Here is a 25,595-nt window from a genome sequence, read left to right on the forward strand (position 1 = left end):
GATGCCGTCTAGGCCGCGTATTGGGTCGTGATCAATCTGTCGATTCGCCCTCGTGGTAGGGCCTGGACCGGTAGATCTTGTTCCGTGACGCGAGCGCAACTGACGGACGCGGAGTGGGAGTTCATCGGACCGTACCTGCCGATCGGCGAGTACGGCCCGTATCCCGAGCGGTTACGGCAGCAGTTCGAGGGTGTGATCTGGCGGTTCAGGACCGGCGGACAGTGGCGGGAGATGCCGGAGGAGTTCGGTGCCTGGTCGACCGTCCACAACCGCTTCCGGCAATGGCGTGACGCCGGTGTCTTCGAGGCCTTGCTGGAGGGCCTGATCGCGGTAGCGGCCAAGCGGGGTGATGTGGACCTGTCCCTGGTCAGCATCGACTCCACCACCGCGCGTGCTCACCACGACGCGGCCGGGATGCACCTGGGCGAGGACGTCCTCGGCGCACTGGAGAAGGCAGCTACCGAGGCGGAGAAGGCCAGGTCAAAAGGGGCAGCCTCGAAGAACAAGACGGACAAGACGGACGGGACACCGAGATTGATCCCGAGCGGGAGGAGCGGCGACGCATCCGGCGCCGCCGAAAACTCCGGCTGAAGGCCGCCCTCCTGGGACGCTCCAGGGGCGGGCAGACCAGCAAGGTTCACCTGGCCGCCGACCGCAAGAGCCGTCCACTGGCGTTCGTGCTAACCGCAGGCCAGACCGCGGACAGCCCACAGTTCATCCCGGTGCTGGGCAAGATACGGGTCCGCGGCCCTGTCGGCCGCCCCCGCACCCGGCCGGACGCGGTCGCCGCCGACAAGGCCTACTCCTCTCGGGGCAACCGGGCCCACTTGCGCAGACGCGGTATCAAGGCAGTGATCCCGGAGAAGAGAGACCAGGCCGCCAATCGGAAGAAGAAGGGCTCCATGGGCGGTCGGCCTGTCAGCCACGACGCCGACCTCTACAAGGAGAGGAACACCGTCGAGCGCCTGATCAACAAGCTCAAGGCCTGACGAGGCGTCGCCACCCGATACGACAAGACCCCGGACAGCTACCTGGCCGGCCTCCATCTGCGCGCCTCAATGATCTGGGTCAAGGACCTCACCCGGACCACCAGTTGATCACGACTCGATACGCGCCCTAGGAGAAGGCGGATCAGTAGGCCAGGGCAGTGGACCCCGATCCGCCGTAGGCCCAGCTTAGGCCGCGCCCGGACTGTTCGGGGGCCAGGTAGAGGACGCCGTCCTCGGTGCGGATTCACACCTGCTGTCAGCGCCCCCGACTCCTGGTGAACGGGCGAGGAAGCCACGCACCTGGTCACGTCGGTGGCTTCTCTGTACCCAGTGTGGATGCGGCCAGCCACTTGTAGAGGTGGGAGATTGGATGGCTTCCCGGCACCGGTATCTACAACCGCTGGAGGCAGCAGCAGGGCCCACCACTAATGATCTTCGGTGGGCCCTGCATGCCCTACTTGGTGGGGTCAAGGTTAAGCGGCATCGTCGTCTTCCTCACCGGAGTCGAGGTCCGGCTCGTTGGAGTAGATCGTCGATTGGACCTTGACGGCGAGCTTGGAGAGCTTGGCCCATTCGCGGCGGGATCCGAGCGGATGGGCGCCTGCGGCCTCCGGTGTCTGGCTCAGCCGGATGAGCTGGGTAAGGGCCTCTTGTGCATCGGTGAGGGTGCCGAGCAGCTTGCGCCGATGGTCGGCCATCTGATCGAGGACTGGTTTGGGCGCGGTGTCGTCGGCGGCGGCACGCCCCTCCTCTTCCTGGGCTGCGCGCTGGGGGTCAGACAACTTGACGACGGTGTACTCGTCGAGGCGGCGGGGTACGCCCGCGCCGTCGCGGGCGATGCCGTCGTGGGCCTCCAGATCGACGTCGACCAGGATGTAGCGGTCGTCCTCGGCCCCCTCCTTGATCAGCTGCTTGTCGGTGAAGGAGTTCACCGCCACCCGATCGGCGTCGAACCTGTTGGCGGCGTGGGCAAGCAGGAGCAGCCCGGCAGGGTTGTCCGCCCGCGCCAGCCCGGCGATGACGTCGTCGACGTCGGCGCGGAACGGGACGGTGATGCCGACCGCCGAGCCGACGTTGCGGGTCAGCAGCTTGTCGGTGATCAGTGCGATACCGCCGGCGACGGCCAGGGTGAGCCTGGCGTCGAGGTCGCCGGAGGCGGCCGGTTCGACCAGCGTGGTGAAGTCGGAGCAGGGCACCGGCTGCCAGTCCGCGTCGGTGACCTCCTTGGTGAGCACGCCTCCGTTGCCCCAGGCGTTGCGCGCCTGCCGCAGGGTCTGTTTCTTGGCCAGCCGCCACGGCAGGTCAGTGATGGGTCCGAGGATCTCCGCGTAGGTGTTGGTACGCAGCCGTTGCTTGCCCGCAATCGCCTTCACGTGCTTCTTCATGACCTCGAATACAGGCGGGCGGGTCAGGTAGTGGACCAGGAACACCGTACGCCAGAGGGGCGTGCCGGGGATGGTTTGGTCGCCAAAGACCTGGGGCGTGTGCTGGGGGTGATACTGACCGATGGCCAACCGGTAGACGTCGGCGACGCTGATTCCGGTGGTGTCAGTGACGCCGTCGAGCATGGTCCGCTTGAGCGCCCGGGAGCCGATCTCGGCGTTCTGCGCGGCCGAGTCCCACATGCCGAACTCGACGTGGATCGACGACAGGATGCTGCGGACGGCATCATCGAAGACTTCGCCGGGCGGCAGCCCGGAGCCGGGGTGCACCTGAAGCCCCACGGCGATCTGAGCCGGCACAACGATGCTCTGCCCGATCCTGATCGATTCCTCGGCGGGGGTGGCACCGCTCAGGCCGGCGATGAAGGAGGCCCGCAGCTTGTCGAGTTCGCCCTGCCGGCCGAGCGCCATGCGCTGGGTCAGTGGCTTGTCCGCGCCACGACGCGCGGGCTTTTCAGCAAGCAGGACCTCGATAGCCCGCTCGGCGATCTCTTCGGGAGTCGCCTGGTCCCCGCACAGCGCGCCCCAGGCGCTGACGACGCGCGTGATTCCGTCGCGGACGACCAGAACATAGATAGGCTCAGATCCGTCGGAGAACTCTATGCGGGCCACATGCGCGACGATCGCCCGGGTGATGCGCCGGCTGAGGATGGACTCGTCGTACTGCTTGTTGGAGTTCCGGGTCGCGATGATCGTCTGGCGCAGGTAACCACGCAGATGATCATGGTCCCGAAACCGGTACACCAACATCGCATGTGCGGTGTCGCCGGTCAGCTCGCCCTCGATCTCAGGGTCGGACTCCGCGTGCGGGTCTTGCCCGATGCGCGGCTGCACCAGCGGGAAGACCTCGGTCAGCCAGACGCGGCCGTTGCCGGAGCGCAGCGTCGCTCCGCCGACGTGCTCTTCGATGAGCGAGGAGCCACCAGTGCCGGACTGGTACAGAAGCTGCGCCGTCAGTGCGGGCGGGTGAACCACCGCCCGCGACAGCGCGTGCCAGCCGTCTTCCGGCAGTGCGCAGTAGGGGTTGTTCTGACCGACACGCACCAGCCGGGTGCGATCGCGAACTTCTGACGGAGCGGGCAGTTCATGGCTGAAGTTGGTGACGGTCAGCGTGTCGTCGCCGACCTTCAGCGTGATGGGGTCCCACCGCTCGTCGCCGTGAGTACCCGGCCGTTCCGGGTGGTGGACCGTGTCGAACTGCGGTGCCTGGAACTGGGCGTCAACAGACATGTGCGTCTGTCCTCTCAGTGATCCTGGGCACCATCCGGCACTCACCGGGGCCCTGCCCCTCGTGCTAGCGCGTGCATACGCCGTCTGGGGGACGCGGGGATCATGAAGGTCCGCGCTGCGTCGCTTGGCAGATCCGAAAGTACCCCACACCTGGTCACATCGCGCGGCGCGGCTCATGTCACCGGCCGAACGTGTACCCGATGGCTCCTTCTGGGAGCCCCCGGAGCGATCTCCGGGGTGATGCATCGCCCCTGCCAAGGGCGCGACGCTATCCACGGTACATCACTCAATCGCCGCATGCGTCGGGGTTTGTGCCACTTCCAGTGAGCCGGGGTGGACACCACACCAGGTGATCCCGCCCTGGCCCAGCTGCGCGCCGAGCACCCGGGCATGTCCTGGCACTCCTTCGGCGGCCACATTCCGCGACTTCTAGCCGTTCTAAACCACCGTCGGCGACGGCCTGCCCGGCGACTACCGGCACCGCCCGCCCTCGCCTTACCCCCATTACCAGTACCGACTGGCCACAGCAGGGCTGACTTCGCCCGTGTCCCGCCCGTCCCCGGCCCGGCAGGGGTTGATGGCGCTCGTGAGCCAGCCAACGCGGGAGCAGCGGGCGGCTGCGCTGCATCGGCTTGGGACGGCTGGCCGGACAGGGCGCACCACTGAGCGCTGAAGTCGCCGCGACAGCGGCGGCTTTGGGGTTGGCCGAGCGGACGGTGTGGCGCCGCATGGGTTCTCCCCTCCTGTCGCGGCCTCGGTTGCTCCGGTCGCATGCCGTGACACGCGTGCGATCAGCCGAGACCCAGCAACTCCCCTCGAGCTCGCCTAGTCCACCCAAGGAACGGGGCAGCAACAGCCGGGGCCCGAGCAGGACGAAGACGACGCTTCGCAGAGGAAGAAGCAGATCTGTTCCGCAGAGGAGGTCAGAACAGCTCCGCCCGAAGCGGCGGAACATGCGCTTCAGACAGCTTGATCAACTCTTTGTCGGAAGGAAACCGCCTCCCAGCCCGGCATGCCCGCTGCACCTTCCGGTTTGGCGTTCTCTTGATCGTCTTACGGGTCTGACCTGACGAACGGGTTCACGGAACGCCCGGCCACGTGCCGGAAACGTGCCGAAGAGCATCCGGCGAGCAACCACAGGAGCACCTCAACGCGGCCGGAGTCACTCGAAAACCGAGAAACCCCAGCTCAGCGCCCTGAACTGGGGTTTCGATGCGGTGCGCCGCCAGGGACTCGAACCCCGGACCCGCTGATTAAGAGTCAGCTGCTCTGACCAACTGAGCTAGCGGCGCTGGCAGAGAGGAATATACCGGTGATCCGCATCCTGGTCGAATCGGTATCAGCCGGACCCGAGCCGCTAGAATAAAGTTCGGCCTCGAGACAGGAGCATCGATGTTCGACTCGCCCGCCGACGTGACGGAGCGGCTCGCCGCCGTGGACTACCTCTCCGACGACGCCATCTCCACGTCGGTGTTCCTGGCTGCGGCGCTGGGCAAGCCGCTGCTGGTCGAAGGGCCTGCAGGGGTGGGCAAGACGCAGCTGGCCAAGGCGGTGGCGCAGGCCACCGGCGCCCGGCTGATCAGGCTCCAGTGCTACGAAGGCCTCGACGAGGCCAGGGCGCTCTACGAGTGGAACTACAAGAAGCAACTGCTCAGGATCCAGGCGACCAGCGCCGACGACGACATCTTCACCGAGGAGTTCCTGCTGGAGCGGCCCCTGCTCAAGGCGATCAGGTCCGCGGAGCCCACCGTGCTGCTCATCGACGAGACCGACAAGGCGGACGTCGAGGTCGAGGGGCTGCTGCTGGAGCTGCTGTCCGACTTCCAGGTGACGATCCCCGAGCTGGGCACCATCGCCGCGACACGGCGGCCGTACGTGGTGCTGACCTCCAACGCGACCCGCGAGCTGTCGGAGGCGCTCAAGCGGCGCTGCCTCTACCTGCACATCGAATACCCCACCCCCGAGCGGGAGCGGGACATCGTGCTCGCCCAGGTCCCCGGCCTGCGGGCCGGACTCGCGGAGCAGCTGGCCAGGACGGTCGCCACGCTCAGGGCGCTGGAGCTGAAGAAGGCGCCGTCGGTGGCCGAGACCGTCGACTGGGCCAACACGCTGCTGGCCCTCGGGCGGGCGGAGCTGGACGAGGCGACCGTCGCCGGCACGCTGGGCGTGGTGCTCAAGCACGCCTCCGACCAGACCAGGGCGATCAAGGAGCTGGGGCTGCCGGATGCCTGACCGCGAGTCGCTGGTCGACCGGCACGTGGGTTTCGTGCACGCGCTGCGCGAGGCAGGGGTGCCGGTCTCGGTGGCGGAAGGGCTGGACGCCGCCAACGCCCTGCGGGCGATCGAGCTGGGCGACCGCGAGTCGCTGCGCGCCGCGTACGCGGCCACGCTGGTCAAGAAGCCCGCCTACCGGCCGGGGTTCGACGTGCTGTTCGACCTGTGGTTCCCGGCGTCGACGACCGGGCTGGGAACCGCGCGGCCCGCAGGCGCGGCGGACCCGGACACGGCCACGGTCGCCGAGCTGCGCGAGCACCTGGCCGGGCTGCTGACCGGCGGCTCCGACCCGGAGGTGCGCGCGTTCGCCCAGGCCATGGTCGGCCGGTTCGGCCGCCAGGAGTCCGGTCCTGGGCGCCAGAACTGGTTCTCCTACAGCGTCATGCGCGCCCTGTCGCCCGAGACGCTGATGGCCGGCATCCTCCGCGCCGGGCTGCGGGACGGCGAGCGCGGCGGCCTGGCCGAGAAGACCCTGCGCCAGCGGGTCGGCGCCGGCCTGCGGCGCTTCGAGGAGGCGGTGGCCACCGACGTGCGCCGCCGGATCGCCGAGGACTCCGGCATCGAGCGCATCGCCCGCTCCGCCGTACGCCCGCCGCTCGACCAGATCGACTTCCTGCGCATCACGAGGGCCGACCTGGCCAGGCTGCGCCGGGAGGTGCATCCGCTGGCCCGGCGCCTGGCCGCGCGCCTGACGATCAAGCACAGGAAGGGCAGGCGCGGCCGGCTCGACTTCCGTAGGACGATGCGGGCCTCGCTGCAGAGCGGCGGCGTGCCGCTGGCCGTCCACCTCAAACCCCCGCGCCCGCACCGGCCCGAGCTGGTCATCCTCTGCGACACCAGCGACTCGGTCTCGTCGTTCGCGCACTTCACGCTGCTGCTCACGTACGCGCTCAGGGAGCAGTTCGCCAGGGTGCGGGCGTTCGGCTTCGTGGACACGGTGGACGAGATCACCCGCTTCTTCGCCCCCGGCGCCGACGCCGTCGAGGCCATGGCCAGGCTGGCGGACGAGGCCGACATGGTGCGTTTCGGCCGCACCAACTACGGGCACGCGCTGGAGCGCTTCGCCGAGCGGTACGGCGACGCGATCGGCCCGAAGACCTCGCTGCTGATCCTCGGCGACGCCCGCTCCAACTACCAGCCGCCGGCCCTGGACGTGCTGGCGTCCCTCGTGTCCCGCGCGCGCCACGCCTACTGGCTCAACCCGGAGCCGCGCCGGCAGTGGGACACGGGCGACTCGCTCGCGAGCGACTACGGGCAGGTCGTGCCGATGCACGAGTGCCGCAACGTCGCCCAGCTCGCCGCGTTCGTCGAGACGCTGGCCTGACCTTCAGACGCGCTGGAGCTCCCTGGCCGCCGTGCGGGTGAGCACCTCGATCTGCTCGGCGGTAAGCACGCCGCCCTCGGCCGCCCTGATCAGCTTGCCGGCCAGGCGGGGTTTGAGCAGCGTGAGCCCTTCCGCGTGCACCAAGCCGCCCTTGGGCAGCAGCCCGCAGTGGACGGCGAGCAGGGGCGTGATGGTCACCGCGATGCCCGTCTCGCGGTTGAGCAGCTCGGCGAACGCCTCTGCGGCCTCCACCAGCGGCTTGGCCGTCTTGGAGCCGTATTTCTCGCCGAAGAAGAGCCGCCCCGCGTAGCAGGCGATCTCGGTGTCGGGACTCCACGACTCGTTGTCGACGACCCAGACGCCTCCCGGGCCGATCACCAGGTGGTCGATGGAGGCCTTCCCGCGGATGGCACGACCGTCGAGGACGTTGTAGCCCTGGCGGCGGAGCGCTCTGCGCAGGTGCCTGCCGGTGATCGCCTCTCCGCGCCGCGCTCCGCGCCAGACCGCCGTGGCGTGGAAGGAGCGCCAGTGGAGAAACCAGTCTCCCCCGGCCACGAGGCCGGCGAAGAGCAGGCCGAACAGCGGTGACAGGGCGGTGAGGTCGAACCTGAGCGCCAGCGCGACGCCGATCACGAGCCCCACCCCGGCCTTGATGTACCGGGACCTGCGCCGGTTCTGGGCGTCCTCGCGCCAGAACTTCTCGTACCACCATTGCGGGGATGAGCCTGTGTACTTTTCGTCCTGCTTCACGTAGATAGAGCCACCTGGCACGGCAAACTCCCCGAATGAGTAGGTGTCTTGCAGGATCTGCCACGCCGAAGATCCCTCGCCGGTCAAGAGATACCCGCTCCCAACCAAGGCGAGCCTAAGGTGACGGAATTAGTACCTGCAAGACCACCCAATGAGCTCAACCGACCAGTCGGTATGCTAGGGCGGGTGACCAAGGGGGACCACGTGAGAGAAGAACCGGTCAGGCAGCGGATCCTCGCCGAGGCGACCAGGCTGTTCGCCGATCGAGGCTTCGAGGGCACCTCCGTGCAGGAGATCGTGGTGGCGGCCGGCGTCACCAAAGGTGCGATGTACCACTACTTCGATTCCAAGGACGACCTGCTGCACGAGATCTACGGCCGGGTGCTCCGCATGCAGACGGACCGGCTGGCGCAGATCGCCGACGGCCCCGGCACGCTGGAGCAGCGCCTGCGCCGGGCCGCGGCCGACGTCGTCGAGACCACGACCGCCAACCTCGACGACTCCAAGATCTTTTTCCGGTCGATGCACCTGCTCGCCCCCGAGACGCGCAAGACCGTACGCGCCGAGCGCCGCCGCTACCACGAGCGGTTCCGCGACCTCGTCGCGGAGGGGCAGCGCACGGGCGTCTTCAGCGACCGCGTCCCCGCCGAGCTGGTCGTCGACTACTTCTTCGGCTCCGTGCACCACCTGGGCACCTGGTTCCACGCGGACGGCCCGCTGACCGGCGCCCAGGTGGGCAGGCACTTCGCCGACCTGCTGCTCACCTCACTCCGGGCCGGGAACGTCGACCAGTGAGGCCAGCGCCTCCCGGTGGTCGCCCGGCGTCCCGAGCGCGATCTCGCTCGCCTTGGCACGCTTGAGGAACAGGTGGAGGGGGTGTTCCCAGGTCATGCCGATCCCGCCGTGCAGCTGCACGGCCTCCTCCGCCGCGTGCACCGCCACGCCGGAGTTCCACGACTGGGCCACGGCCACGGTGACGGCCGAGGTGTCGGCGGCGGCGCTCCTCGCGGCGGCTCTGGCCCTGACCACGTCCAGCCACAGGTCCGCGAGCCGGTGCTTGATCGCCTGGAACGAGCCGACCGGCCGGGCGAACTGGTGGCGCTCCTTGACGTAGGCGAGCGTCGTGTCCAGGCACCACTCGGCCACGCCGAGCTGCTCCGACGCCAGTAGCCCCGCCCCGAACCGCAGCACCCCGGTCAGGTCGCACGCCCCCACCCGGCGGGCGCTCGCCCGGTCGAACGTCACCGTGTCGACCGGCCTCGTCAGGTCGAGCGAGGGCACGACCTCGACCGCGCCTCCCGTGACCGGACCTCCCTCCGCCGCGCCCGTCTCCACCGCGTACAGGCCGCCGTCCACGGGTGCCAGCAGCACGTCCGCCACGTCCGCCCCCGCCACGCCGGTGACGCTGCCGGACAACCGCCCCGCGCCGTCCACGCTCAGCGACGCACCCCGCTCCGGCTGGTAGGGGGACGCGGCGAACGACACCGCCAGCGCGGCCGTCCGCCTGCCCTCGGCCAGCTCGCCGAGCAGGGCGTCACGGGTCGGGAGCAGCGCCCGCGTGGCCAGCACCGCACTGGTGAGGAACGGCACCGGCGCCACTCCCCTGCCCAGCTCCTCCAGCACGACGGCCGCCTCGCTGGCCGACGCGCCCGCGCCCCCCAGCTCCTCGGGGATGAGCAGCCCGGCCACCCCGATCTCCCCCGCCAGTGTCTTCCACAGGTCCAGGTCGTAGGGCTCGGACTCGGCGCGCTTGAGCACCGCGGCGGGCGGGCACCGGTCGGCGAGCACCCCCCGCACGGCGGCCCGCAGCTCCTCCTCGACGTCCGTGTACAGCAACGTCATCCGGTCGCGGCTCATCGCGGCAGGTCCTTCCAGGGAACGTCCTTGTCGATGCGGGGTTCGGAGGGCAGGCCGAGCACCCGTTCCGAGATGATGTTGCGCAGGATCTCGGAGGTGCCGCCCTCGATCGAGTTGCCCTTGGCCCGCAGATAGCGGTAGCCGGGGCCGCGGCCGTAGAAGTCGACGTTCTCGGAACGCCGGAACGTCCAGTCGTCGTAGCCGAGATCGCGCCGGAACTCGACGTCGAACCCGGTCAGTGCCTGGTTGAGCCGGGCGAACGACAACTTCATGCCCGAGCCCTCGGGCCCTGGCTGCCCGGCGGCGAGCTGCTCGCGCAACCGCGCTCCCGACAGCCGGGTCACCTCGGCCTCCACCCAGAGCGACAACAACCGCTGGTGCAGGTCGTGGCTGCGCAGCTCGGGGTGCTCGCGCCAGGCGTCGAGCACCGGGGCCATCATGCCGCCGCCGCGCCGCGCGGGCCCGCCGCCGATGGCGACGCGCTCGTTCATCAGCGTGGTCTGCGCGACCCGCCAGCCGTCGCCGACCGCGCCGAGCCGCAGCTCGTCGGGGAGCCGGACGCCGGTCAGGAACACCTCGTTGAACTCGGCCTCGCCGGTGATCTGCCGCAGCGGCCGCACCTCGACGCCCGGCGCGTGCATGTCGCAGATGAAGTACGTCATGCCGCGGTGCTTCGGCACGTCAGGGTCGGTACGGGTGACGAGGATGGCCCACCGGGAGTGGTGGGCGCCGGACGTCCACACCTTCTGGCCGTCGATCACCCACTCGCCGCCGTCCCTGACCGCCCGGGTCGCCAGCGTGGCCAGGTCGGACCCGGCGCCGGGCTCGCTGAAGAGCTGGCACCAGATCTCCTCCCCCGTCCACAGCGGCCGCAGGAAACGCCGCTTCTGCTCGTCGGTGCCGAACGCCAGGATCGTCGGCGCCGCCATCCCGAGGCCGATGCCCTGGATGCCGCCGTCGATCTGCGGGGTGTGCGCCAGCTCCCGCTCCACGACCTGCTGCAACTCCCGAGGCGCCCCCAGCCCGCCGTGCCCTTCGGGGAACCACACCCAGGCCAGCCCGGCGTCGTACCTGGCCCGCAGGAACTCCAGCCGGTCGCCGCTCGGGTCATGCTCGCCGAGGAACGCGGCCACGCGCTCCCTGATCTCCGCCTCGTTCACATCCACCTCTTCAGCTCGCGGTAGGCCAGTGACCTCTTGTGCACCTCGTCGGGGCCGTCCGCCAGGCGCAGCGAGCGCGCGTGCGCCCAGAGCGCGGCCAGCGGGAAGTCCTGGGAGACGCCGCCCGCGCCGTGCACCTGGACGGCCTTGTCCAGGATCCACTCCACGGTGATCGGGGTGGAGATCTTGATGGCCTGGATCTCGGTGTGGGCCCCCTGGTTGCCCACTGTGTCCATGAGCCAGGCCGTCTTGAGCACGAGCAGGCGCAGCTGCTCGATCCTGATGCGCGACTCGGCGATCCAGTCCTGGACGACGCCCTGCTGGGCGACGGGCTTGCCGAACGTGCTCCTGGCCAGCGCCCGCCCGCACATCAGCTCGACGGCGCGCTCGGCCATGCCGATCAGGCGCATGCAGTGGTGGATGCGCCCGGGGCCGAGCCGGGCCTGGGCGATGGCGAAGCCGCCGCCCTCCTCGCCGATCAGGTGCTCCGCCGGGACGCGGACGTCCTCGAACACGATCTCGGCGTGGCCGCCGTGGTCGGCGTCGGTGTAGCCGAACACGTGCATGCCCCGCTTGATGTGCACTCCGGGGGTGTCGCGGGGCACGAGGATCATGCTCTGCCGGCGGTGTTTGGGCGCGTCGGGGTTCGTCTTGCCCATGACGATGAAGATCTTGCAGTCGGGGTTCATCGCCCCCGAGATGAACCACTTGCGGCCGTTGATGACGTACTCGTCGCCGTCGCGGACGATCGAGGTGGCGATGTTCGTGGCGTCGGAGGAGGCCACGTCGGGCTCCGTCATGGCGAACGCCGAGCGGATCTCGCCGTCGAGCAGCGGCCGCAGCCACTCCTTGCGCTGCCATTCGCTGCCGAACATGGACAACACTTCCATGTTGCCGGTGTCGGGCGCGGCGCAGTTGGTGGCCGTCGGGGCGAGCGTGGGACTCCGGCCCATGATCTCCGCCAGGGGCGCGTACTGGAGGTTCGTCAGCCCGGCGCCGTGCTCGCCGGGCAGGAACAGATTCCACAGGCCGCGCTTCCTGGCCTCGTCCTTGAGGTCGGCCATCAGCGGCGGCGCGCTCCAGCCGCTGGTCGCCGCCTGCTCCTCGAAAGCGGGCTCGGCGGGATAGACGCATTCGTCCATGAAGCGCAGCAGTCGCTCGCGCAGGTCCTCGGTGACGGTGTCGTAAGCGAAGTCCATGCCGTGAGCCTACCGACCGGCCGGTATGAGTGTCGACAGTGGTTCCCCGTAAAAAGGCACAGGTGGCCATCACCGCGACCGCCCGGCCCTCCGTAGGGTTGCCGCCATGACCTCCAAGCTGCCCGAGCCCGTGGTGCTCGAGAACGCCGTCGTCCGGCTGGAGCCGCTGGCCATGGGGCACGTGCCCGACCTGTTCGCCGCCGGCGGAGGGGACGAGGAGGTCTGGCGCTGGCTGCCCGCCGGCACGCCACGCACCGAGGCCGAGCTCGCGAAGGTGGCCCGCCACCTCGTCGACGACGACCGGCACGTCCCGCTGGCGGTCGTGCACAAGGAGAGCGGACGCGCGGTGGGCTGGACCACCTACTGCGACGTGCCCGGCTTCGACGAGAGCGTCGAGATCGGCTGGACGTGGTACGGCCGCGCGGTCTGGCGTACGGCGGTGAACACCGCGTGCAAGCTCCTGCTCATCGACCACGCCTTCGCGCTCGGCCACAACCGGGTCCTGCTCAAGACCGACGTGCTCAACATCCGGTCGCAGAACGCCATCAGGCGCATCGGCGGCGTGCACGAGGGCACGCTGCGCCGCCACCGCAGGAGGCCCGACGGCACCTGGCGCGACACGGTCTGTTTCGGCATCCTCGACGACGAGTGGCCGCACCACCGGGCCCGCCTGGGCACGCCGCGGGACGGCGGCGCCTGACCTGCCGGTGACCCGCCGTCACGCACAATTGCACCCATGAGCCTCGATCACCTCGTCTACGCCACCCCAGACCTGGAGTCCACCGCCGCCGAGCTGGAACGGCTGCTCGGCGTACGCCCCGCGGCCGGCGGGCGGCACCCGGGGTTCGGAACGCACAACCGGCTGCTCGGCCTGGGCGGCACGAGCTACCTGGAGATCATCGGACCCGATCCCGAGCAGGAGGCCCCGGCCGCGCCACGGCCGTTCGGCATCGACGAGCTGGAAGCGGCGGCGCTGGTCGGCTGGGCGGTGGCGGTCGAGGACATCGACGCGGTCACGGCCAGGGCGCGGGCCCGCGGCCACGACCCCGGAGACCCGCGGGACATGTCGCGGCGCACCCCTTCCGGCGACCTGCTCAGCTGGCGGCTCACGCCGCCGGAGCGGGCCGGGCACGACGGGCTGGTGCCGTTCCTCATCGAGTGGGGCGACACCCCGCATCCGGCCGGGCAGGGGCTGCCCGCGGTCGAGCTGGTGTCGCTGGCGGGCGGCCATCCGGACGCCGAGGCCGTACGCGCGGCGCTGGCGGCCGTCGGCGCCCGGCTCGACGTCGACGAGCAGGCCCATCCCGTCCTGACGGCCGTCCTGTCCGGCGGCTACGGCCTCGTGACCCTCACGGGCCCCTAGGCCGTCCAGGGCCTGGTGACCCTCACGGGCCCCTAGACCGTCCAGGGCCCGGTTGACTCTCACGGGCCCCTGGACGGCCGGCCGAGCATGCCGGCCAGGAAGTCCTCGACGGCCTGCCGGAGCTCTTCGAAGGTGGGCGTGCCCCCCGCCCCCACGATCGCGTCGAACATGAGCCCTTCGCTGAAGGCCACGAGCTGGCGGGCGTGCCGGACCGGATCGCGGGAGCCCTGGGCGGCCAGCAGCGCCACCGCCGGGTCGCGGAAGCGGCTGCCCGCCGCGTCGTAGATCTCGCGCAACTCCGGCCGCCGCGTCGCCTCCAGGGCCAGCTCGTAGCGGGCCAGCGCGCGCCTGCGGTCTCTGATCTGGATGTGCAGCCCTTCGGCCACGGTGTCCGCCATGCCTGCCTGGGCGCCCAGGGTGCCGTTCCTGGCGGTCGTGTAAGCCGGGCCCAGCGCGTGTATCTCCAGCTCGGTGAGCCGGGACAGGGTCAGCTCCAGCAGGGCGGCGCGCGTGCGGGCGAGGTTGGACGTCGACCCCGGCGGCAGCCCGGCCGCCTCGTCGACGGCCCGATGGGTGAGGCCGCGCATGCCGCGCTCCGCCAGCAGCGTGATGGCCGTGTCCGCGACCAGCTCTGAGCGTTTCACGGGACCCGATCCTACAACCACCCGACTACACGCGTAGTATGAGAAACTACAGACGTAGTGCGAAGGAGGCAGGGACATGCCGAAGGCCGTGGTGATCGGCGGAGGTGTCGGCGGGCTGACCGCCGGTGTGGCGCTCCGCCGCGAGGGGTGGGACGTGACCGTGCTCGAACGGGCCGCCCACCTCGCCCCCGTGGGGTCGGGGCTGGCGATGGCGCCCAACGCGTTGAAGGCGCTCGACACGCTCGACCTGGGCGATCGCATCCGCGAACTCGGCAGGGTCGAGGGGCAGGTGGGCATCCGCCGCCCCGATGGGCGGTGGCTCGTGCACACCACGGAGGACGACGCGCTCGCGCGTTACGGGGACTCGATGGTGGTCCTGTTGCGGGCCGCGCTGATGGACGTGCTCGCCGACGCCCTGGGCGGGGCCCGCCTGCGGCTCGGCGTCACCGTCTCGGACGTGGACGCCGCCCGCGGGGTCGTCCGGACCGGAGAGGGCGACCTGGAGGCCGACCTGGTCGTCGCCGCCGACGGCATCCACTCGGCGACCCGCGGGGCACTCTTCCCCGGCCATCCAGGCCCGGCCTACTCCGGCGTGACGGCCTGGCGCGCCCTCATACCCAGGTCCGACCTGCCCATCCAGAGCACGGAGACCTGGGGCAAAGGGCTCGTGATAGGGGTCCACCTGCTGGCGGGAGAGGCCGGGGACATCGGGAAGGCCGGGCACGCCGAGGACACCGTGTACGTGTACGCGACCGACGTGTCCCCCGCCGGAGCCGTCCACGCGAACGAGCGGGAGGAACTGCTGCGCAGGTTCGGCGACTGGCATGAGCCGATCCCCTCGCTGCTGCGCGCGGCCGACCCCGCGAACATCATCCGTAACGACATCTTCTCGTTCGGCACGCCGCTGCCGGCCCTGCACATCGGCAGGGTGGCGTTCGTCGGCGACGCCGCCCACCCCATGGCGCCCAACCTCGGCCAGGGGGCCTGCCAGGCGATCGAGGACGCCGTCGTCCTGGCCCGCCTGGCAGGCGGCTCCCCCGCGGTCGAGGAGGTGCTCCCCGCCTACACCGCCGCCCGCCTCGACCGCACGTGGCGGGTCGTCCGCCAGTCCATGACCATCAACCGGATGACCAGGCTCCGCCATCCGCTGGCCGTACGGCTGCGCGACCTCGGGATGTCCACGGCCGCCCGGCTCAGCCCTGACTTGATGTTGCGCTCCATGCACGACGTGCTCGGCTGGCGCCCGCCCCGCGGCGACCGGCCGAAGGAAAGCACCGAGCGTCCCGTCTGACGGCTGAGGCGGGCGCCGCCGCCAGGCCCGTCATGAGCCCGTCACGAGCCGGCTGCCGGGCTCCTCACCGGGGCCCGATGCCGTCCAGGGTGAAATTCCTGTTCCACTCGCGCACCCACTTCGGGCCGAAGCCCTCGGCCGAGTTGAGCGGCGTGGACCTGGCGTCGAACTTCCCCGTGGCGGGATCGAAGGCGAACGCGGCGGCGCTGTCCTTCTTGACGTTGTACGAGTCGAAGTCCGGGTTGAAGGTCTTGACGCTCAGCCCGCCGGCGTCGTCGGTGTAGGCGAAGTCGCCCGTCGCGATGCTGACCGACCGGGTCAGCACGTTGTGCGCGGGCACGTACAGGGAGTCGGGGTCGGTCCACACGTACGCCTCGGTGCACTCGGTGGCGTCGATCGAGGTGCAGAGCTCGCCGTTCGCCTTCGACGGGACGTACCAGTCACGGATGTTCGGATACTGCTTGCCGTAGTGGCGGTACCACTTCTCGATGTTCTCCCTGGTGTTGGTGAAGCCGGTGCCGTCGCCGGGCTTCAGCATGTCGTTGAAGCGCTCGACCACGACCTTCGAGTTCGGCACCGGCAGGTCGTCCTCGTGGTAGAGCTTGTCGTGCCCGAGGTAGGTCACGTCCTTGAACACGTTGTCCGAGGCGACGTTGCTGTGGCCGGCCTGGAAGAACAGGCCGTGCTGGACGTTGTCGAAGACGTTGTGGCGCACGACCATTCCCGACATTCCGTCGTCCATGTAGACGGCCTGGTTGCCGTCCGCGCCGATGTCCTTGAACAGGTTGTACGCCACCAGGTTGTTCAGGTACGTGTAGTCGCGGCCCGCGTAGATCACGCCCTGGTCCGAGGCGTGCGTCACCAGCCGCTCGAACCTGTTGTGGCTGATCTCCATGTCGTTGCCCATGATCTGGATCGCCATGTGGGGCGCGTCGTGGACGTGGTTGTAGCGGAAGGTGTTGCCGACGCCGTACATGTAGCCGGCGGGGGTGTAGGTGGCGAGCTTGGAGAAGTCGTAGATCTCGTTGTGCTCCACGACGTGGTCGCCGCGCTCCAGCGAGTCGCGGTCGCCGCCGGCCGTGAACACCCCGCCGCCGCCGAGGTCGTGCAGCCGGCTGTTGATCACCTTGTTGCGGTGGCCGCCTCGGCTGGTGCGGTATTCGGCGACGGCCGTGATGGCGTCGTTGGCCTCGCCGATCGCGACCGCGTCCATGCTGGCGTTGAGGATCTCCAGGCCGTCGACGGTGCACGACTCCGCGTCGAGCAGCCGTACGGCGGTGCCGGTGGTGCCGTTCAGCTTCAGGCCCTTGAGCGTCACCCCGCGCACGTTCTCCAGCTGGAAGAAGGGCGCGTCGAAGGAGGTCAGGCTGATCTCCTTGCCCTCGACGGTCCCGCCCGGCGGGTAGTAGTAGAGGGTGCCGGCGTCGTTCCAGCGGTCGATGTAGTACTCACCCTCGGTGTCGAGCTCGCTGAGCACGTTCTGGGCGACGAACGACGTCCACTTGTCGGTGGCGGCGTACATCGTGGGATATGTCGTGCGCAGTTCCGCCGCACCGGGGTCCACGGAGGCGATGCGGACGCGGTCGTTGGCGTAGTTGTTGCCGAAATAGCCGGAGAGCCAGCCATCGGTCTCGTGAACGGTGTTGTCGGCCTCCTGGCCCTGCGGCGGCGCCCACGTGGCGGAGCGCTCCTTGAGCGTGGCGTCGACGGGGGTGTAGACGGGCCCCGGAAGCTTGAGCATGTCCTCGTACGGCATGGTGGTGCCGTCCTCGGTCTTGTCCGAGAAGTAGTCCCTGGCGCCCTTCGGCGCCTCCTTGACGGTGATGGCGGCGCTGTCGAGCTTCTCGTCGCCGTTCGGATATTGGGCCAGGGTCTGGGTCGCGTCGTCGGTGATCAGCTCGGGGGCGAACGGCTGGGGTTTCCAGTTGAACCCGTTCTTCATGATCACCCCAGCGGGGATGCCCTTCGCGCCCAGGTCGTAGACGTAGACGTGGCCGGCCGCCGCGTCGGGGACGCGCGCCTTCGACGACCACCTGGCCTCGTCCGGCACGTCGCTCAGCTTGCGGAAGTCGCCGGGGGCGAGGGTGGTGACTCCGGCGAACTCGACCTGCTCGCCCGGATATGCGGCATAGGTGACGTAGGAGTGCTCAGCGCCGCTGAGCTGGACGGTCTTGGACGTCTGGTAGACGCCCTCCCTGATGTAGACGACGCCGGGCCGCCGCGCGCTCGTCCGTCCCGCCAGCGCGTCGCGGGCCTGCTCGACCGTCGCGAACGGATCGGATTTCGTACCGGTGGCGCCTTCATCGCCGTCCTTGGCCACGTAGACAACGGTCTTGCCGGCGGGTAAGCCGGGCTCCGCCGACGCCGGCGCTCCGGCCGCCGTGACCACCAGGACGGACGCGATCAGGACACCCATCGCTCTTCTCGGCATGCTCGTGCACTCCGCTCGTTCCGGGGCAATGCAATGTGACAGACCACAAAGGTCATCGCCGATGCACCGTAACCCTGCAGGCCATGTCAATTCAACCGTTTGACCAATGCGGGTGGCCGCCCGCAGGGACGGCCGCGAGAGGGCCGCGCCTCAGTTCACGTCCGACGTCGCCGACACGGGGAGGGAGGCCCCTGCGCCGTCCTCAGCGCCGTCCTCAGCGCTGCCCGCCGAGGTGCCCGCCGGTGCCGGGCGGTGGTCGGGGGCCAGGCGTCCGAGCGTGATCGTGCCGCCGATGGTCAGCGCGCCGGCCAGCAGGGCGGGGATCGCCGTGGCGGGGGACGTGGGCAGCGGCTCGCCGAGCAGGATGGCGCCCGCGAGCACGGAGGTGATGGGGTCGACGACCTGCACGCCCGCGTAGGCGATGCCGAAGTAGCCGACCGCGTACGAGCGCTGGAGCAGCACGACCGCGCAGACCAGCAGCAGGGGCACTGCGAGGGTGAACCAGTGGACCAGCCGCCCCAGGTCGCCCTGGAGGCCGCCGCCGACCACGCGGACGAACGTGGACACGCTCGCGGTGACGGCCCCCGCGCCCACCGAGAGCAGCGCGGCCCTGGCCGCGCCGTGCACCCGGCGCGCCATCAGCTGCGTGACCAGGGTGACCACCCCGATCACGGCGATGAACCCGATGGCCGCGCCGTCGCCCAGGTGCGGCGGCACGTTGTGCTCGGGCACCAGCATCATGAGCCAGAGCAGGCCCACGGCCACGGCGATCGATCCGAAGATCTCCGCGCGGTACGGACGGCGGCCGTACAGGAACGCCGCCAGCGGCACCGCGAACACCAGGGTCGCGACGCTGATCGGCTGGACGGCGACCAGCGGGGCGAAGCTGAGCGCCACCGCGTGCAGGCACGCGCCGGTGAAGCCGATGATGCCGCCGATCCACCAGCGAGGGCGCCGCACCAGCCGGAGCGAGGCGCCCTCGGCGACGGCTTCGTACTGCTGCAGCGCGGCGCCGAGCGCGTAGCCCAGCGCGCCGGCCAGAGCGATCAGCAGGCCGACCCAGGTCATCGCGGCCCGCGCAGGGGCAGGCGTCCTTTCAGAGGCATTGCTCCAGCTTATGAGCCCGGCGAGCTTCTAGAATCCACCTTTAGGCTGATAAATCCACCTGGACCCATCCTGAACAGCACGAACTTGTGGCTCATTCTTGGGGCCGGTCAGGCCCTACCGGCCCGCGCTAGGAGCGCTCGGGGCAGACGCAGAAAAGGTGGCCCTCCGGGTCCTGCAGGACGACCCAGCCCGTGCCCTCCTCGGTGACACCGGGCTGGAACTCTGGCCTGGTCGCGCCCAGCGCGATGTACTCGCCGACCGCCTTCTCCACGTCCGGCACCCGGAAGTCCAGGTGGAACTGCTTGGCCGGGCCAGGCCACGCGGCCGGCTCGCGATCGGGGTTCCTGCCGAAGTAGATGTTCGTGGTGCCGTCGCCCACGGCCGCGTACTCGTCCTCGGAGTACTGGATGTCCAGCCCCGTGACCTCGTGGTAGAACGCGGCCAGCTTCCTGGGCTCCGCGCAGTCGATGGTGACCGCCAGGAGCTTCGCTTTCGTCGTCATGGGGTCGAGCGTTCCAGCCGTACCTGCCATCTTGTGTCAGGTACGGCGAAGGGCCGCGCCCCGGGTTCGGACGCAGCCCTCCCGTCACGACACGGAGTCACCGGGGGAAGCGGCCGTAGTAGTCACCCAGCCGGGTCCGGTATTCGGGCTCCTTGAACGTGGCCTCGTCGAACTCGGGCGCGTCCTTGATCTCGGCCTTGGTGCGCGCCACGTGCACGTCGCGCTCCTGCGGGTCGATGCTCGTGACGACCTGCGCCGGGAGCATGACCTTCTTGCCGAAGATCCAGGGGCCGGTGTCGACGATGATGTAGCTCTCGCCGACCTCGTACGTCGCCTCGTCGACGGTCCCGATCTTCCCGTCGGTCGCCTGGACGCGGAAGCCCGCCAGATCCAGGCTCCTGCCACGGTCGTAGACGTCAGGTCGGTAGTCCCAGAGCTCCATGGGAACTCGTCCTCTCCTCTTCCGTCCTTCTCGGGCCCCCATCCGCTACCCGAACAGAGCTCCGTAAACCGGTAACAAAGCGGTTAACAGCAAGCGATCATTCATCGGTCAGCAAGCGGTCTACGCCACCCTCTTCTTGGACAAGAAGGGTGATAAGAATGCCAACTAGCTCAGACCGTCTTTACGAGATCGACGGCCTCCGGCTACTGGCGGCGCTCTGCGTCGTGCTGTTCCACTACACGTTCTCCGGCTGGGCCGGCGACCACAGCCCGGTCGTCTTCGCCGCGGAGAGCGCCTGGTCCAAGTACGGCTACCTGGGCGTGGACCTGTTCTTCCTGGTCAGCGGCTTCGTCGTGTTGATGAGCGCATGGGGCAGGAGCCCGCGCGCGTTCGTGGTCTCGCGCTTCGTGCGGCTCTATCCCGCGTACTGGGTGGGCATCGCCGTCACCAGCGTGGTGACCGTGACGCTGGGACAGGGCGTGTTCGAGGTGAGCCTGCCTCAGGTTCTGGCGAACCTGACGATGTTCCAGTCGGTGCCGAACATCGCGAACGTGGACGTCGTCTACTGGACGCTCTGGGCCGAGATGCGGTTCTACTTCCTCATCCTGGCCTTCACCTTCATCGGCATGACGCGGACCCGCGTCATGGTGGGGCTCTGGGCCTGGCTGGGGCTGACGTTCCTCGTGCAGGCGGGGCTGCTGCCGGGGATCGCCGACCTGGTCGTGCAGTCGGAGTTCTCCCACTACTTCATCGCCGGCATGGCGCTGTTCATGCTCTACAAGTTCGGGCTGAACGTGCAGATCGCCCTGCTGCTGCCGATCTGCCTGGGCAACGCCGTCTACCGGGCCATCGGGTACGCCGACGCCGTCGGTGAACGGTACTCCGTGACGTACTCGCACGCCGTGATCATCACCGTGGTCGTGCTGCTCTTCCTCGTCATGACGCTCATCGCGCTGCGCGCCACCCGAGGGCTGGGCAGGCCGTGGCTGGTGACGGCCGGCGCGCTGACGTACCCGCTCTACCTGCTGCACGCGCACGTCGGCTTCGTGCTCTTCACCAGGCTGGGCGACTCGGTCAACAAGTACGTGCTGCTGTGCGGGCTGATCGTGGTCATGCTCGGCGCCGCGTACCTGGTGTACAGGTTCGTCGAGCGGCCGCTCGCGCCCAGGCTGAAGGCCATGTTGGCAGGTGGCGCGTCCGCCCACGTCCCCAGGCACGCCCAGCGCGAGACGCCCCGCCCGACGTCGGACAGGGTGGGCTGACTCTTCTGACAACCGGCCGGCACGCCGGGCATCCGGGCTCCAGGTGCGGATACGATCCGCGTCACGGAGAGTGAAGGGGGCCGGATGAGTGAGACGGACGAGCCGGCGTGGGCTCCGCCCGGTGTGGATCCCCAGCGGCCGAACGTGGCGCGCGTGCACGACGCGCTGCTCGGCGGCACGGAGAACTTCGCCGCCGACCGCTCGGTGGCACGCAAGCTGAAGGGCACGGTGCCCGAGGTGGTCGACCTCCTCTGGTGCCACCGCGCCTTCGTCGGCAGGGTGGTCGACTTCCTGGTCCGCGAGGCCGGCATCAGGCAGATCGTCGACCTGGGCGCCGGGCTGCCCACGATCGAGAACACCCACGAGGTCGCCCAGTTCGCCGACCGCGCGTGCAAGGTCGTCTACGTCGACGTCGACCCCACGGTGGAGCCGCACGCGCGGGCCCTGCTGGGCGCCAACCCCCACGCGGGCGCCATCACCGCGGACGCCCGCGACCTCGACGCCGTGCTCGGCCACCCGGTGCTGCGCGGCCTCATCGACCTGTCCCAGCCGACGGCGATCATGGCGATCGGGCTGCTGCACCTCTTCCCCGACCAGGAGGACCCCCACGCCCTGGTCAGGAGATACATGTCGGCGCTGCCGCCGGGCAGCTACCTCGCCGCCGCCAACATGCTCGCCTCCCCCAGCCCCAAGGCCAAGGCGCTCGAGGTGATGTTGCAGGCCACCATGGGCGCCGGCTTCTTCCGCGACCGCGCCGCCATCACCGCGTTCTTCGACGGCCTCGTGCTGGTGGAGCCGGGAGTCGTGCACTTCCCCGAGTGGCACCCCGACGAGCGCGTCCCCGGCCCGCTCGCGCCGTGGGAGGAACTGCTCCTGGGCGGCGTCGCCCGCAAGCCGTGAGTCCCCGCGATCCGGGTGACCGTCGCTGACGGTAAGGTGAACCCCATGCCGCGACGCATGCTCATCTGCTCTCCCCCGCCCGCCCGCTAGCGGGCGGCTTTCCTGGCATTTCACGGGTCTGACAGATCCGTGAGTGGTTGCTGCCCGCACGCCGGGCCCATCCCAACCACTCCATCCGGAGCAATCTGTCATGACCCATGTCTCCGCGCGGCGGGGCGCCTTCTACGTGACCATGGCCGCGACCGCCTGGGGCACCGGCGGCGCCGCCGGCTCCCTGCTCTTCCAGGCCGGCCAGCTCGGCCCCGTCGGCGTGTCCCTGTGGCGTCACCTTCTCGGCGCCTTCTTCCTCCTCGTGATCGTCCGCCGCTTCGTCCTGGCCGACCACCTCGACTGGCGGGTCCTGCCGGTCGGGGCCGGCATGGCCGTCTACCAGACCGCCTACTTCGCCGCGATCGCCCACTCCGGCGTGGCCGTCGCGACCGTGGTGACGATGGGCGCGACGCCCGTCCTCACGGCCGTGGGCAGCCGGATCTTCCTGCGCGAGCGGCTCGGCCGCGGAGCGCTCCTCGCGCTGGCCGCCGCGCTGGCCGGCCTCGTCCTGCTCACGGTGGAGCCCGCGTACCACGCCGCGACTCCCTCGGCGGGCTCCCCCGTCGCCGGGGTCGCCTTCGCGCTGGCCTCGGCCACCGGGTACGCCGGGGTGACGTTGTTGTCACGGCGGCACAACGACCGCGACCCGCGGACCACGGCCATCGGCGGGTTCGCCGTGGCCGCGGTGTGCCTGGCTCCGTTCGCCCTGGCGGAAGGCGTGGTGCCGGACATCAGCTGGCCGTCCATGGCACTGCTGATCTATCTCGGCGCGGTGCCGACGGCGCTCGCGTACGGGCTGTACTTCGTGGCGCTGACCGCGCTGCGGGCCACCACGGTCGCCGTCATCTCGCTCGGCGAGGCCGTGGGCGCGGCGCTGCTCGGCGTGGCGCTGTTCGGGGAGCGGCTCACGCCACTCGCCTGGACCGGCTGCGCTCTGCTGCTGGCCGCGGTGACAGTGCTCGCGCTCCGGGCCGAAGAGGGGTGACTCGGGCGGGTGCGTTGTGACGGTACAGGCCGCCGGATGAGTTAAGGTCCGGTACGGCGGCGCTTGCCGTATCGTCGCTCCGCTCCCACCCCTTGGCCGAGGGAACGGTCTCGGCGAAGCGTGCGTTGGAGGAACTGTGGCGTCAATCTCGGGAATGCTGAGGAACCTGCTGGATCGCCCGGGCGGAGTGCCTCTGGCCCCCTACCAGAAGACCGTCAAGGCCGCCGGAGCGCGAGCCGCCAAGATTGGTGAGCTCGACGAGCTGCCCAAGCCGGAGATGGACGATCTGGCCGGGTTCTGTGCCATCGTGCGCGAGGCCGCGGACCGCGAGCTGGGGCTGCGCCCTTACGACGTGCAACTGCTGGGCACGCTGGCCCTGCTCGACGGCAAGGTCGCGGAGATGGCGACCGGTGAGGGCAAGACGCTTTCCGGCGCCATGGCCGCGGCCGGCTACGCGTTGCAGGGCAAGCGCGTCCACGTGATCTCCGTCAACGACTATCTCGCCCGGCGCGACGCCGAGTGGATGGGGCCGTTCTACGCCGCGCTCGGCGTCAGCGTGGGCTGGATCGGCCAGAACTCCACGCCTGAGGAGCGGCGCGAGGCGTACGCGAAGGACGTCACCTATGGCCCGGTCAGCGAGATCGGGTTCGACGTCCTGCGCGACCGGCTGCGCACCGACGCCGCCGAGCTGATCGTGCCCGCGCCCGAGGTGGCGCTGGTCGACGAGGCCGACTCCGTGCTCGTCGACGAGGCCCGCGTGCCGCTGGTCATGGCCGGCGCGGCCGACCCCGGCAACGCGGTGCCGGAGATGGCGGCGCTGGTCAGGCAGCTCGTCCGCGGCTACCACTACGAGATCGACGAGCAGGCGCGCAACGTCTACCTGACGCCCAAGGGCGCCGACAGCGTGGAAAACCTGCTGGGCGTCGAGCTCTACGACGAGCACGAGCCCGGCACCCTCATCGAGCTCAACCTGGCCCTGCACGCCCACGCCCTGCTCGCGCGCGACGTCGACTACATCGTGCGCGACGGCAAGGTGCAGCTCATCAACCCCTCGCGCGGCCGGGTGGCGTTGCTCCAGCGCTGGCCCGACGGCCTGCAGGCGGCCGTGGAGGCCAAGGAGGCGCTGCCGCCGAGCGAGAAGGGCGAGATCCTCGACTCGATCACCGTGCAGGGCCTCATCCGCCGCTATCCACAGATCTGCGGCATGACGGGCACGGCCGTGGCCGTCAGCGAGCAGCTCGGCGAGTTCTACGGCCTCAAGGTCGCGGTGATCCCGCCCAACCGGCCGTGTGTCAGGACCGACGAGCCCGACCGCATCTACCCGACCGTGCCCGACAAGGACGCCGCCCTGGTCGAGGAGATCCAGGAGGTGCACGCCACCGGCCGGCCCATCCTCATCGGCACGCTCGACGTGGCCGAGTCGGAAAACCTGGCCAAGCTCCTCCAGCGGCGCGGCCTGGAGCCTGTGGTGCTCAACGCCAAGAACGACGCGGAAGAGGCCGCGATCATCGCCAAGGCCGGCGAGCGCGACGCCATCACGGTCTCCACCCAGATGGCCGGCCGCGGCACCGACATCCGCCTCGGCGACGGTGTGGCCGAGCTGGGCGGCCTCTACGTGATCGGGTCAGGCCGCCACGCCAGCAGCCGGCTCGACGACCAGCTGCGCGGCCGGGCGGGCCGCCAGGGCGACCCGGGCGGCTCGGTCTTCTTCGTCAGCATGCAGGACGATCTGATCACCCAGTTCGTCCCCGACGAGCGGCCGCCCGCGGCCGACCCCGACGGCATCGTCCGCCACCGGCGCGGGGCCTACCTCGTCGGCCACGCCCAGCGCGTCGCCGAGGGCGTCAACCTGGAGATCCACCGCAATACGTGGCGCTACACCCGCCTGCTCGAGCACCAGCGCGAGCTCATCCTGGAGTGGCGCGACAAGGTCCTGCACGGCGACGCCGCCTCCGAGGCGCTGGCGAAGGCCGACTCCGAGCGCTGGGAGTCGCTGCCCGAGGACGCCCGTGACGAGACGGCCCGCCAGATCGTCCTGCACGCGATCGACCGCTGCTGGACCGAGCACCTGGCGTTCCTGACCGACCTGCGCGAGGGCATCCACCTGCGGGCGCTCGGCCGGATGAGCCCGGTCGACGAGTTCCACAGGGAGGCCGTGGCCGAGTACAAATCGCTGCTGGCCGAGGTGGAGCGGCGCTCGCTGGAGTCGTTCGAGGCGCCCGAGCCGGATCTGCGGCGGCCCACGGCGACGTGGACCTACCTCGTGCAGGACAACCCCTTCGGCACGGAGTGGGACCGCATCCTCAAGCGCGTCACCGCCGCCACCCGGCGCGGCTGAGCGCGTCGCAGGAGA

Annotated in this window: 20 protein-coding genes, 1 tRNA gene and 1 pseudogene; 11 read left to right on the forward strand and 11 right to left on the reverse strand. The window is 70.0% G+C overall.

Annotation, left to right across the window (positions count from 1 at the left end; genetic code table 11):
- Nucleotides 1-84: 84 nt before the first annotated feature.
- Nucleotides 85-1,097: pseudogene (locus ACTWPV_RS40710) on the forward strand (IS5 family transposase).
- Nucleotides 1,098-1,462: 365 nt separating this feature from the next.
- Here the strand turns inward: ACTWPV_RS40710 and ACTWPV_RS40715 are convergent.
- Entirely contained in the window at nucleotides 1,463-3,661 is a 2,199-nt protein-coding gene (locus ACTWPV_RS40715; RefSeq protein WP_443155884.1) for a hypothetical protein, read from the reverse strand.
- A gap of 1,218 nt (nucleotides 3,662-4,879) precedes the next feature.
- A tRNA-Lys gene (locus ACTWPV_RS40720) sits at nucleotides 4,880-4,953 on the reverse strand.
- 100 nt (nucleotides 4,954-5,053) lie between these two features.
- On the opposite strand from ACTWPV_RS40720, the gene ACTWPV_RS40725 reads away from it, so the two are divergent.
- Together ACTWPV_RS40725 and ACTWPV_RS40730 are read left to right on the forward strand one after the other, a co-directional pair.
- On the forward strand, nucleotides 5,054-5,893 hold the full coding sequence (locus ACTWPV_RS40725) for an AAA family ATPase (RefSeq protein WP_347647082.1): 840 nt from the start codon (nucleotides 5,054-5,056) through the stop codon (nucleotides 5,891-5,893).
- On the forward strand, nucleotides 5,886-7,259 hold the full coding sequence (locus ACTWPV_RS40730; protein WP_443155885.1) for a vWA domain-containing protein: 1,374 nt from the start codon (nucleotides 5,886-5,888) through the stop codon (nucleotides 7,257-7,259). Before ACTWPV_RS40725 ends, ACTWPV_RS40730 begins: the two co-directional genes overlap by 8 nt.
- Nucleotides 7,260-7,262: 3 nt before the next feature.
- Here the strand turns inward: ACTWPV_RS40730 and ACTWPV_RS40735 are convergent, their stop codons facing one another.
- Nucleotides 7,263-8,009 carry a nuclease-related domain-containing protein gene (locus ACTWPV_RS40735; RefSeq protein WP_443155886.1) on the reverse strand — a complete coding sequence of 249 codons (747 nt, stop codon included), beginning with the start codon at nucleotides 8,007-8,009 and terminating at the stop codon, nucleotides 7,263-7,265.
- A 174-nt stretch (nucleotides 8,010-8,183) separates the two neighbouring features.
- Between ACTWPV_RS40735 and ACTWPV_RS40740 the strand changes: the two genes are divergently transcribed.
- Complete coding sequence (locus ACTWPV_RS40740; protein WP_443155887.1) at nucleotides 8,184-8,804, forward strand: TetR/AcrR family transcriptional regulator; 621 nt, start codon at nucleotides 8,184-8,186, stop codon at nucleotides 8,802-8,804.
- Here ACTWPV_RS40740 and ACTWPV_RS40745 read toward each other — a convergent pair.
- The 3 genes from ACTWPV_RS40745 to ACTWPV_RS40755 are packed head-to-tail and all read right to left on the reverse strand — an operon-like array spanning nucleotide 8,775 to nucleotide 12,225.
- Nucleotides 8,775-9,866 (reverse strand): acyl-CoA dehydrogenase family protein, encoded by a 1,092-nt coding sequence (locus ACTWPV_RS40745; RefSeq protein ID WP_443155888.1) that lies wholly within the window; start codon nucleotides 9,864-9,866, stop codon nucleotides 8,775-8,777. The genes ACTWPV_RS40740 and ACTWPV_RS40745 overlap by 30 nt on opposite strands.
- Nucleotides 9,863-11,026 (reverse strand): acyl-CoA dehydrogenase family protein, encoded by a 1,164-nt coding sequence (locus ACTWPV_RS40750; protein WP_443155889.1) that lies wholly within the window; start codon nucleotides 11,024-11,026, stop codon nucleotides 9,863-9,865. Before ACTWPV_RS40750 ends, ACTWPV_RS40745 begins: the two co-directional genes overlap by 4 nt.
- Nucleotides 11,023-12,225 carry an acyl-CoA dehydrogenase family protein gene (locus ACTWPV_RS40755; protein ID WP_347647076.1) on the reverse strand — a complete coding sequence of 401 codons (1,203 nt, stop codon included), beginning with the start codon at nucleotides 12,223-12,225 and terminating at the stop codon, nucleotides 11,023-11,025. Before ACTWPV_RS40755 ends, ACTWPV_RS40750 begins: the two co-directional genes overlap by 4 nt.
- A gap of 106 nt (nucleotides 12,226-12,331) precedes the next feature.
- Here ACTWPV_RS40755 and ACTWPV_RS40760 point away from each other — a divergent pair, with 106 nt between their 5' ends.
- Together ACTWPV_RS40760 and ACTWPV_RS40765 are read left to right on the forward strand one after the other, a co-directional pair.
- Nucleotides 12,332-12,925 (forward strand): GNAT family N-acetyltransferase, encoded by a 594-nt coding sequence (locus ACTWPV_RS40760; RefSeq protein ID WP_443155890.1) that lies wholly within the window; start codon nucleotides 12,332-12,334, stop codon nucleotides 12,923-12,925.
- Between the two features lie 36 nt (nucleotides 12,926-12,961).
- Nucleotides 12,962-13,588 (forward strand): VOC family protein, encoded by a 627-nt coding sequence (locus tag ACTWPV_RS40765; RefSeq protein ID WP_443155891.1) that lies wholly within the window; start codon nucleotides 12,962-12,964, stop codon nucleotides 13,586-13,588.
- A 59-nt stretch (nucleotides 13,589-13,647) separates the two neighbouring features.
- On the opposite strand, the gene ACTWPV_RS40770 is transcribed toward ACTWPV_RS40765, so the two are convergent.
- Nucleotides 13,648-14,232, reverse strand: coding sequence for a TetR/AcrR family transcriptional regulator (locus ACTWPV_RS40770; protein WP_443155892.1), 585 nt, complete (start codon nucleotides 14,230-14,232; stop codon nucleotides 13,648-13,650).
- Between the two features lie 76 nt (nucleotides 14,233-14,308).
- On the opposite strand from ACTWPV_RS40770, the gene ACTWPV_RS40775 reads away from it, so the two are divergent.
- On the forward strand, nucleotides 14,309-15,523 hold the full coding sequence (locus tag ACTWPV_RS40775; protein ID WP_443155893.1) for an FAD-dependent monooxygenase: 1,215 nt from the start codon (nucleotides 14,309-14,311) through the stop codon (nucleotides 15,521-15,523).
- A 64-nt stretch (nucleotides 15,524-15,587) separates the two neighbouring features.
- Here the strand turns inward: ACTWPV_RS40775 and ACTWPV_RS40780 are convergent, their stop codons facing one another.
- The 4 genes from ACTWPV_RS40780 to ACTWPV_RS40795 all read right to left on the reverse strand — a co-directional run bounded on the left by ACTWPV_RS40780 (nucleotide 15,588) and on the right by ACTWPV_RS40795 (nucleotide 20,005).
- A complete protein-coding gene (locus tag ACTWPV_RS40780; protein WP_443155894.1) occupies nucleotides 15,588-17,954 on the reverse strand; it encodes a right-handed parallel beta-helix repeat-containing protein in 2,367 nt (788 codons plus the stop codon).
- Between the two features lie 150 nt (nucleotides 17,955-18,104).
- A complete protein-coding gene (locus tag ACTWPV_RS40785; protein ID WP_443155895.1) occupies nucleotides 18,105-19,022 on the reverse strand; it encodes a DMT family transporter in 918 nt (305 codons plus the stop codon).
- A gap of 166 nt (nucleotides 19,023-19,188) precedes the next feature.
- Nucleotides 19,189-19,563, reverse strand: a complete 375-nt coding sequence (locus tag ACTWPV_RS40790; protein WP_347647069.1) for a VOC family protein — start codon at nucleotides 19,561-19,563, stop codon at nucleotides 19,189-19,191.
- A 97-nt stretch (nucleotides 19,564-19,660) separates the two neighbouring features.
- The gene (locus ACTWPV_RS40795) at nucleotides 19,661-20,005 is read right to left on the reverse strand and encodes a PRC-barrel domain containing protein (RefSeq protein ID WP_347647068.1); all 345 of its coding nucleotides are present in this window, start codon (nucleotides 20,003-20,005) and stop codon (nucleotides 19,661-19,663) included.
- 158 nt (nucleotides 20,006-20,163) lie between these two features.
- On the opposite strand from ACTWPV_RS40795, the gene ACTWPV_RS40800 reads away from it, so the two are divergent.
- The 4 genes from ACTWPV_RS40800 to secA2 all read left to right on the forward strand — a co-directional run bounded on the left by ACTWPV_RS40800 (nucleotide 20,164) and on the right by secA2 (nucleotide 25,580).
- A complete protein-coding gene (locus tag ACTWPV_RS40800; RefSeq protein WP_443155896.1) occupies nucleotides 20,164-21,267 on the forward strand; it encodes an acyltransferase family protein in 1,104 nt (367 codons plus the stop codon).
- Nucleotides 21,268-21,351: 84 nt separating this feature from the next.
- A complete protein-coding gene (locus tag ACTWPV_RS40805; RefSeq protein WP_443155897.1) occupies nucleotides 21,352-22,167 on the forward strand; it encodes an SAM-dependent methyltransferase in 816 nt (271 codons plus the stop codon).
- Between the two features lie 190 nt (nucleotides 22,168-22,357).
- Nucleotides 22,358-23,242: a DMT family transporter gene (locus ACTWPV_RS40810; RefSeq protein WP_443155898.1), complete on the forward strand. Its 885-nt coding sequence runs from the start codon at nucleotides 22,358-22,360 to the stop codon at nucleotides 23,240-23,242.
- A gap of 154 nt (nucleotides 23,243-23,396) precedes the next feature.
- Nucleotides 23,397-25,580: an accessory Sec system translocase SecA2 gene (secA2, locus tag ACTWPV_RS40815; protein ID WP_443155899.1), complete on the forward strand. Its 2,184-nt coding sequence runs from the start codon at nucleotides 23,397-23,399 to the stop codon at nucleotides 25,578-25,580.
- Nucleotides 25,581-25,595 lie beyond the last annotated feature (15 nt).

The sequence above is a fragment of the Nonomuraea sp. KM88 genome, assembly GCF_052245635.1.
Lineage (GTDB): Bacteria > Actinomycetota > Actinomycetes > Streptosporangiales > Streptosporangiaceae > Nonomuraea.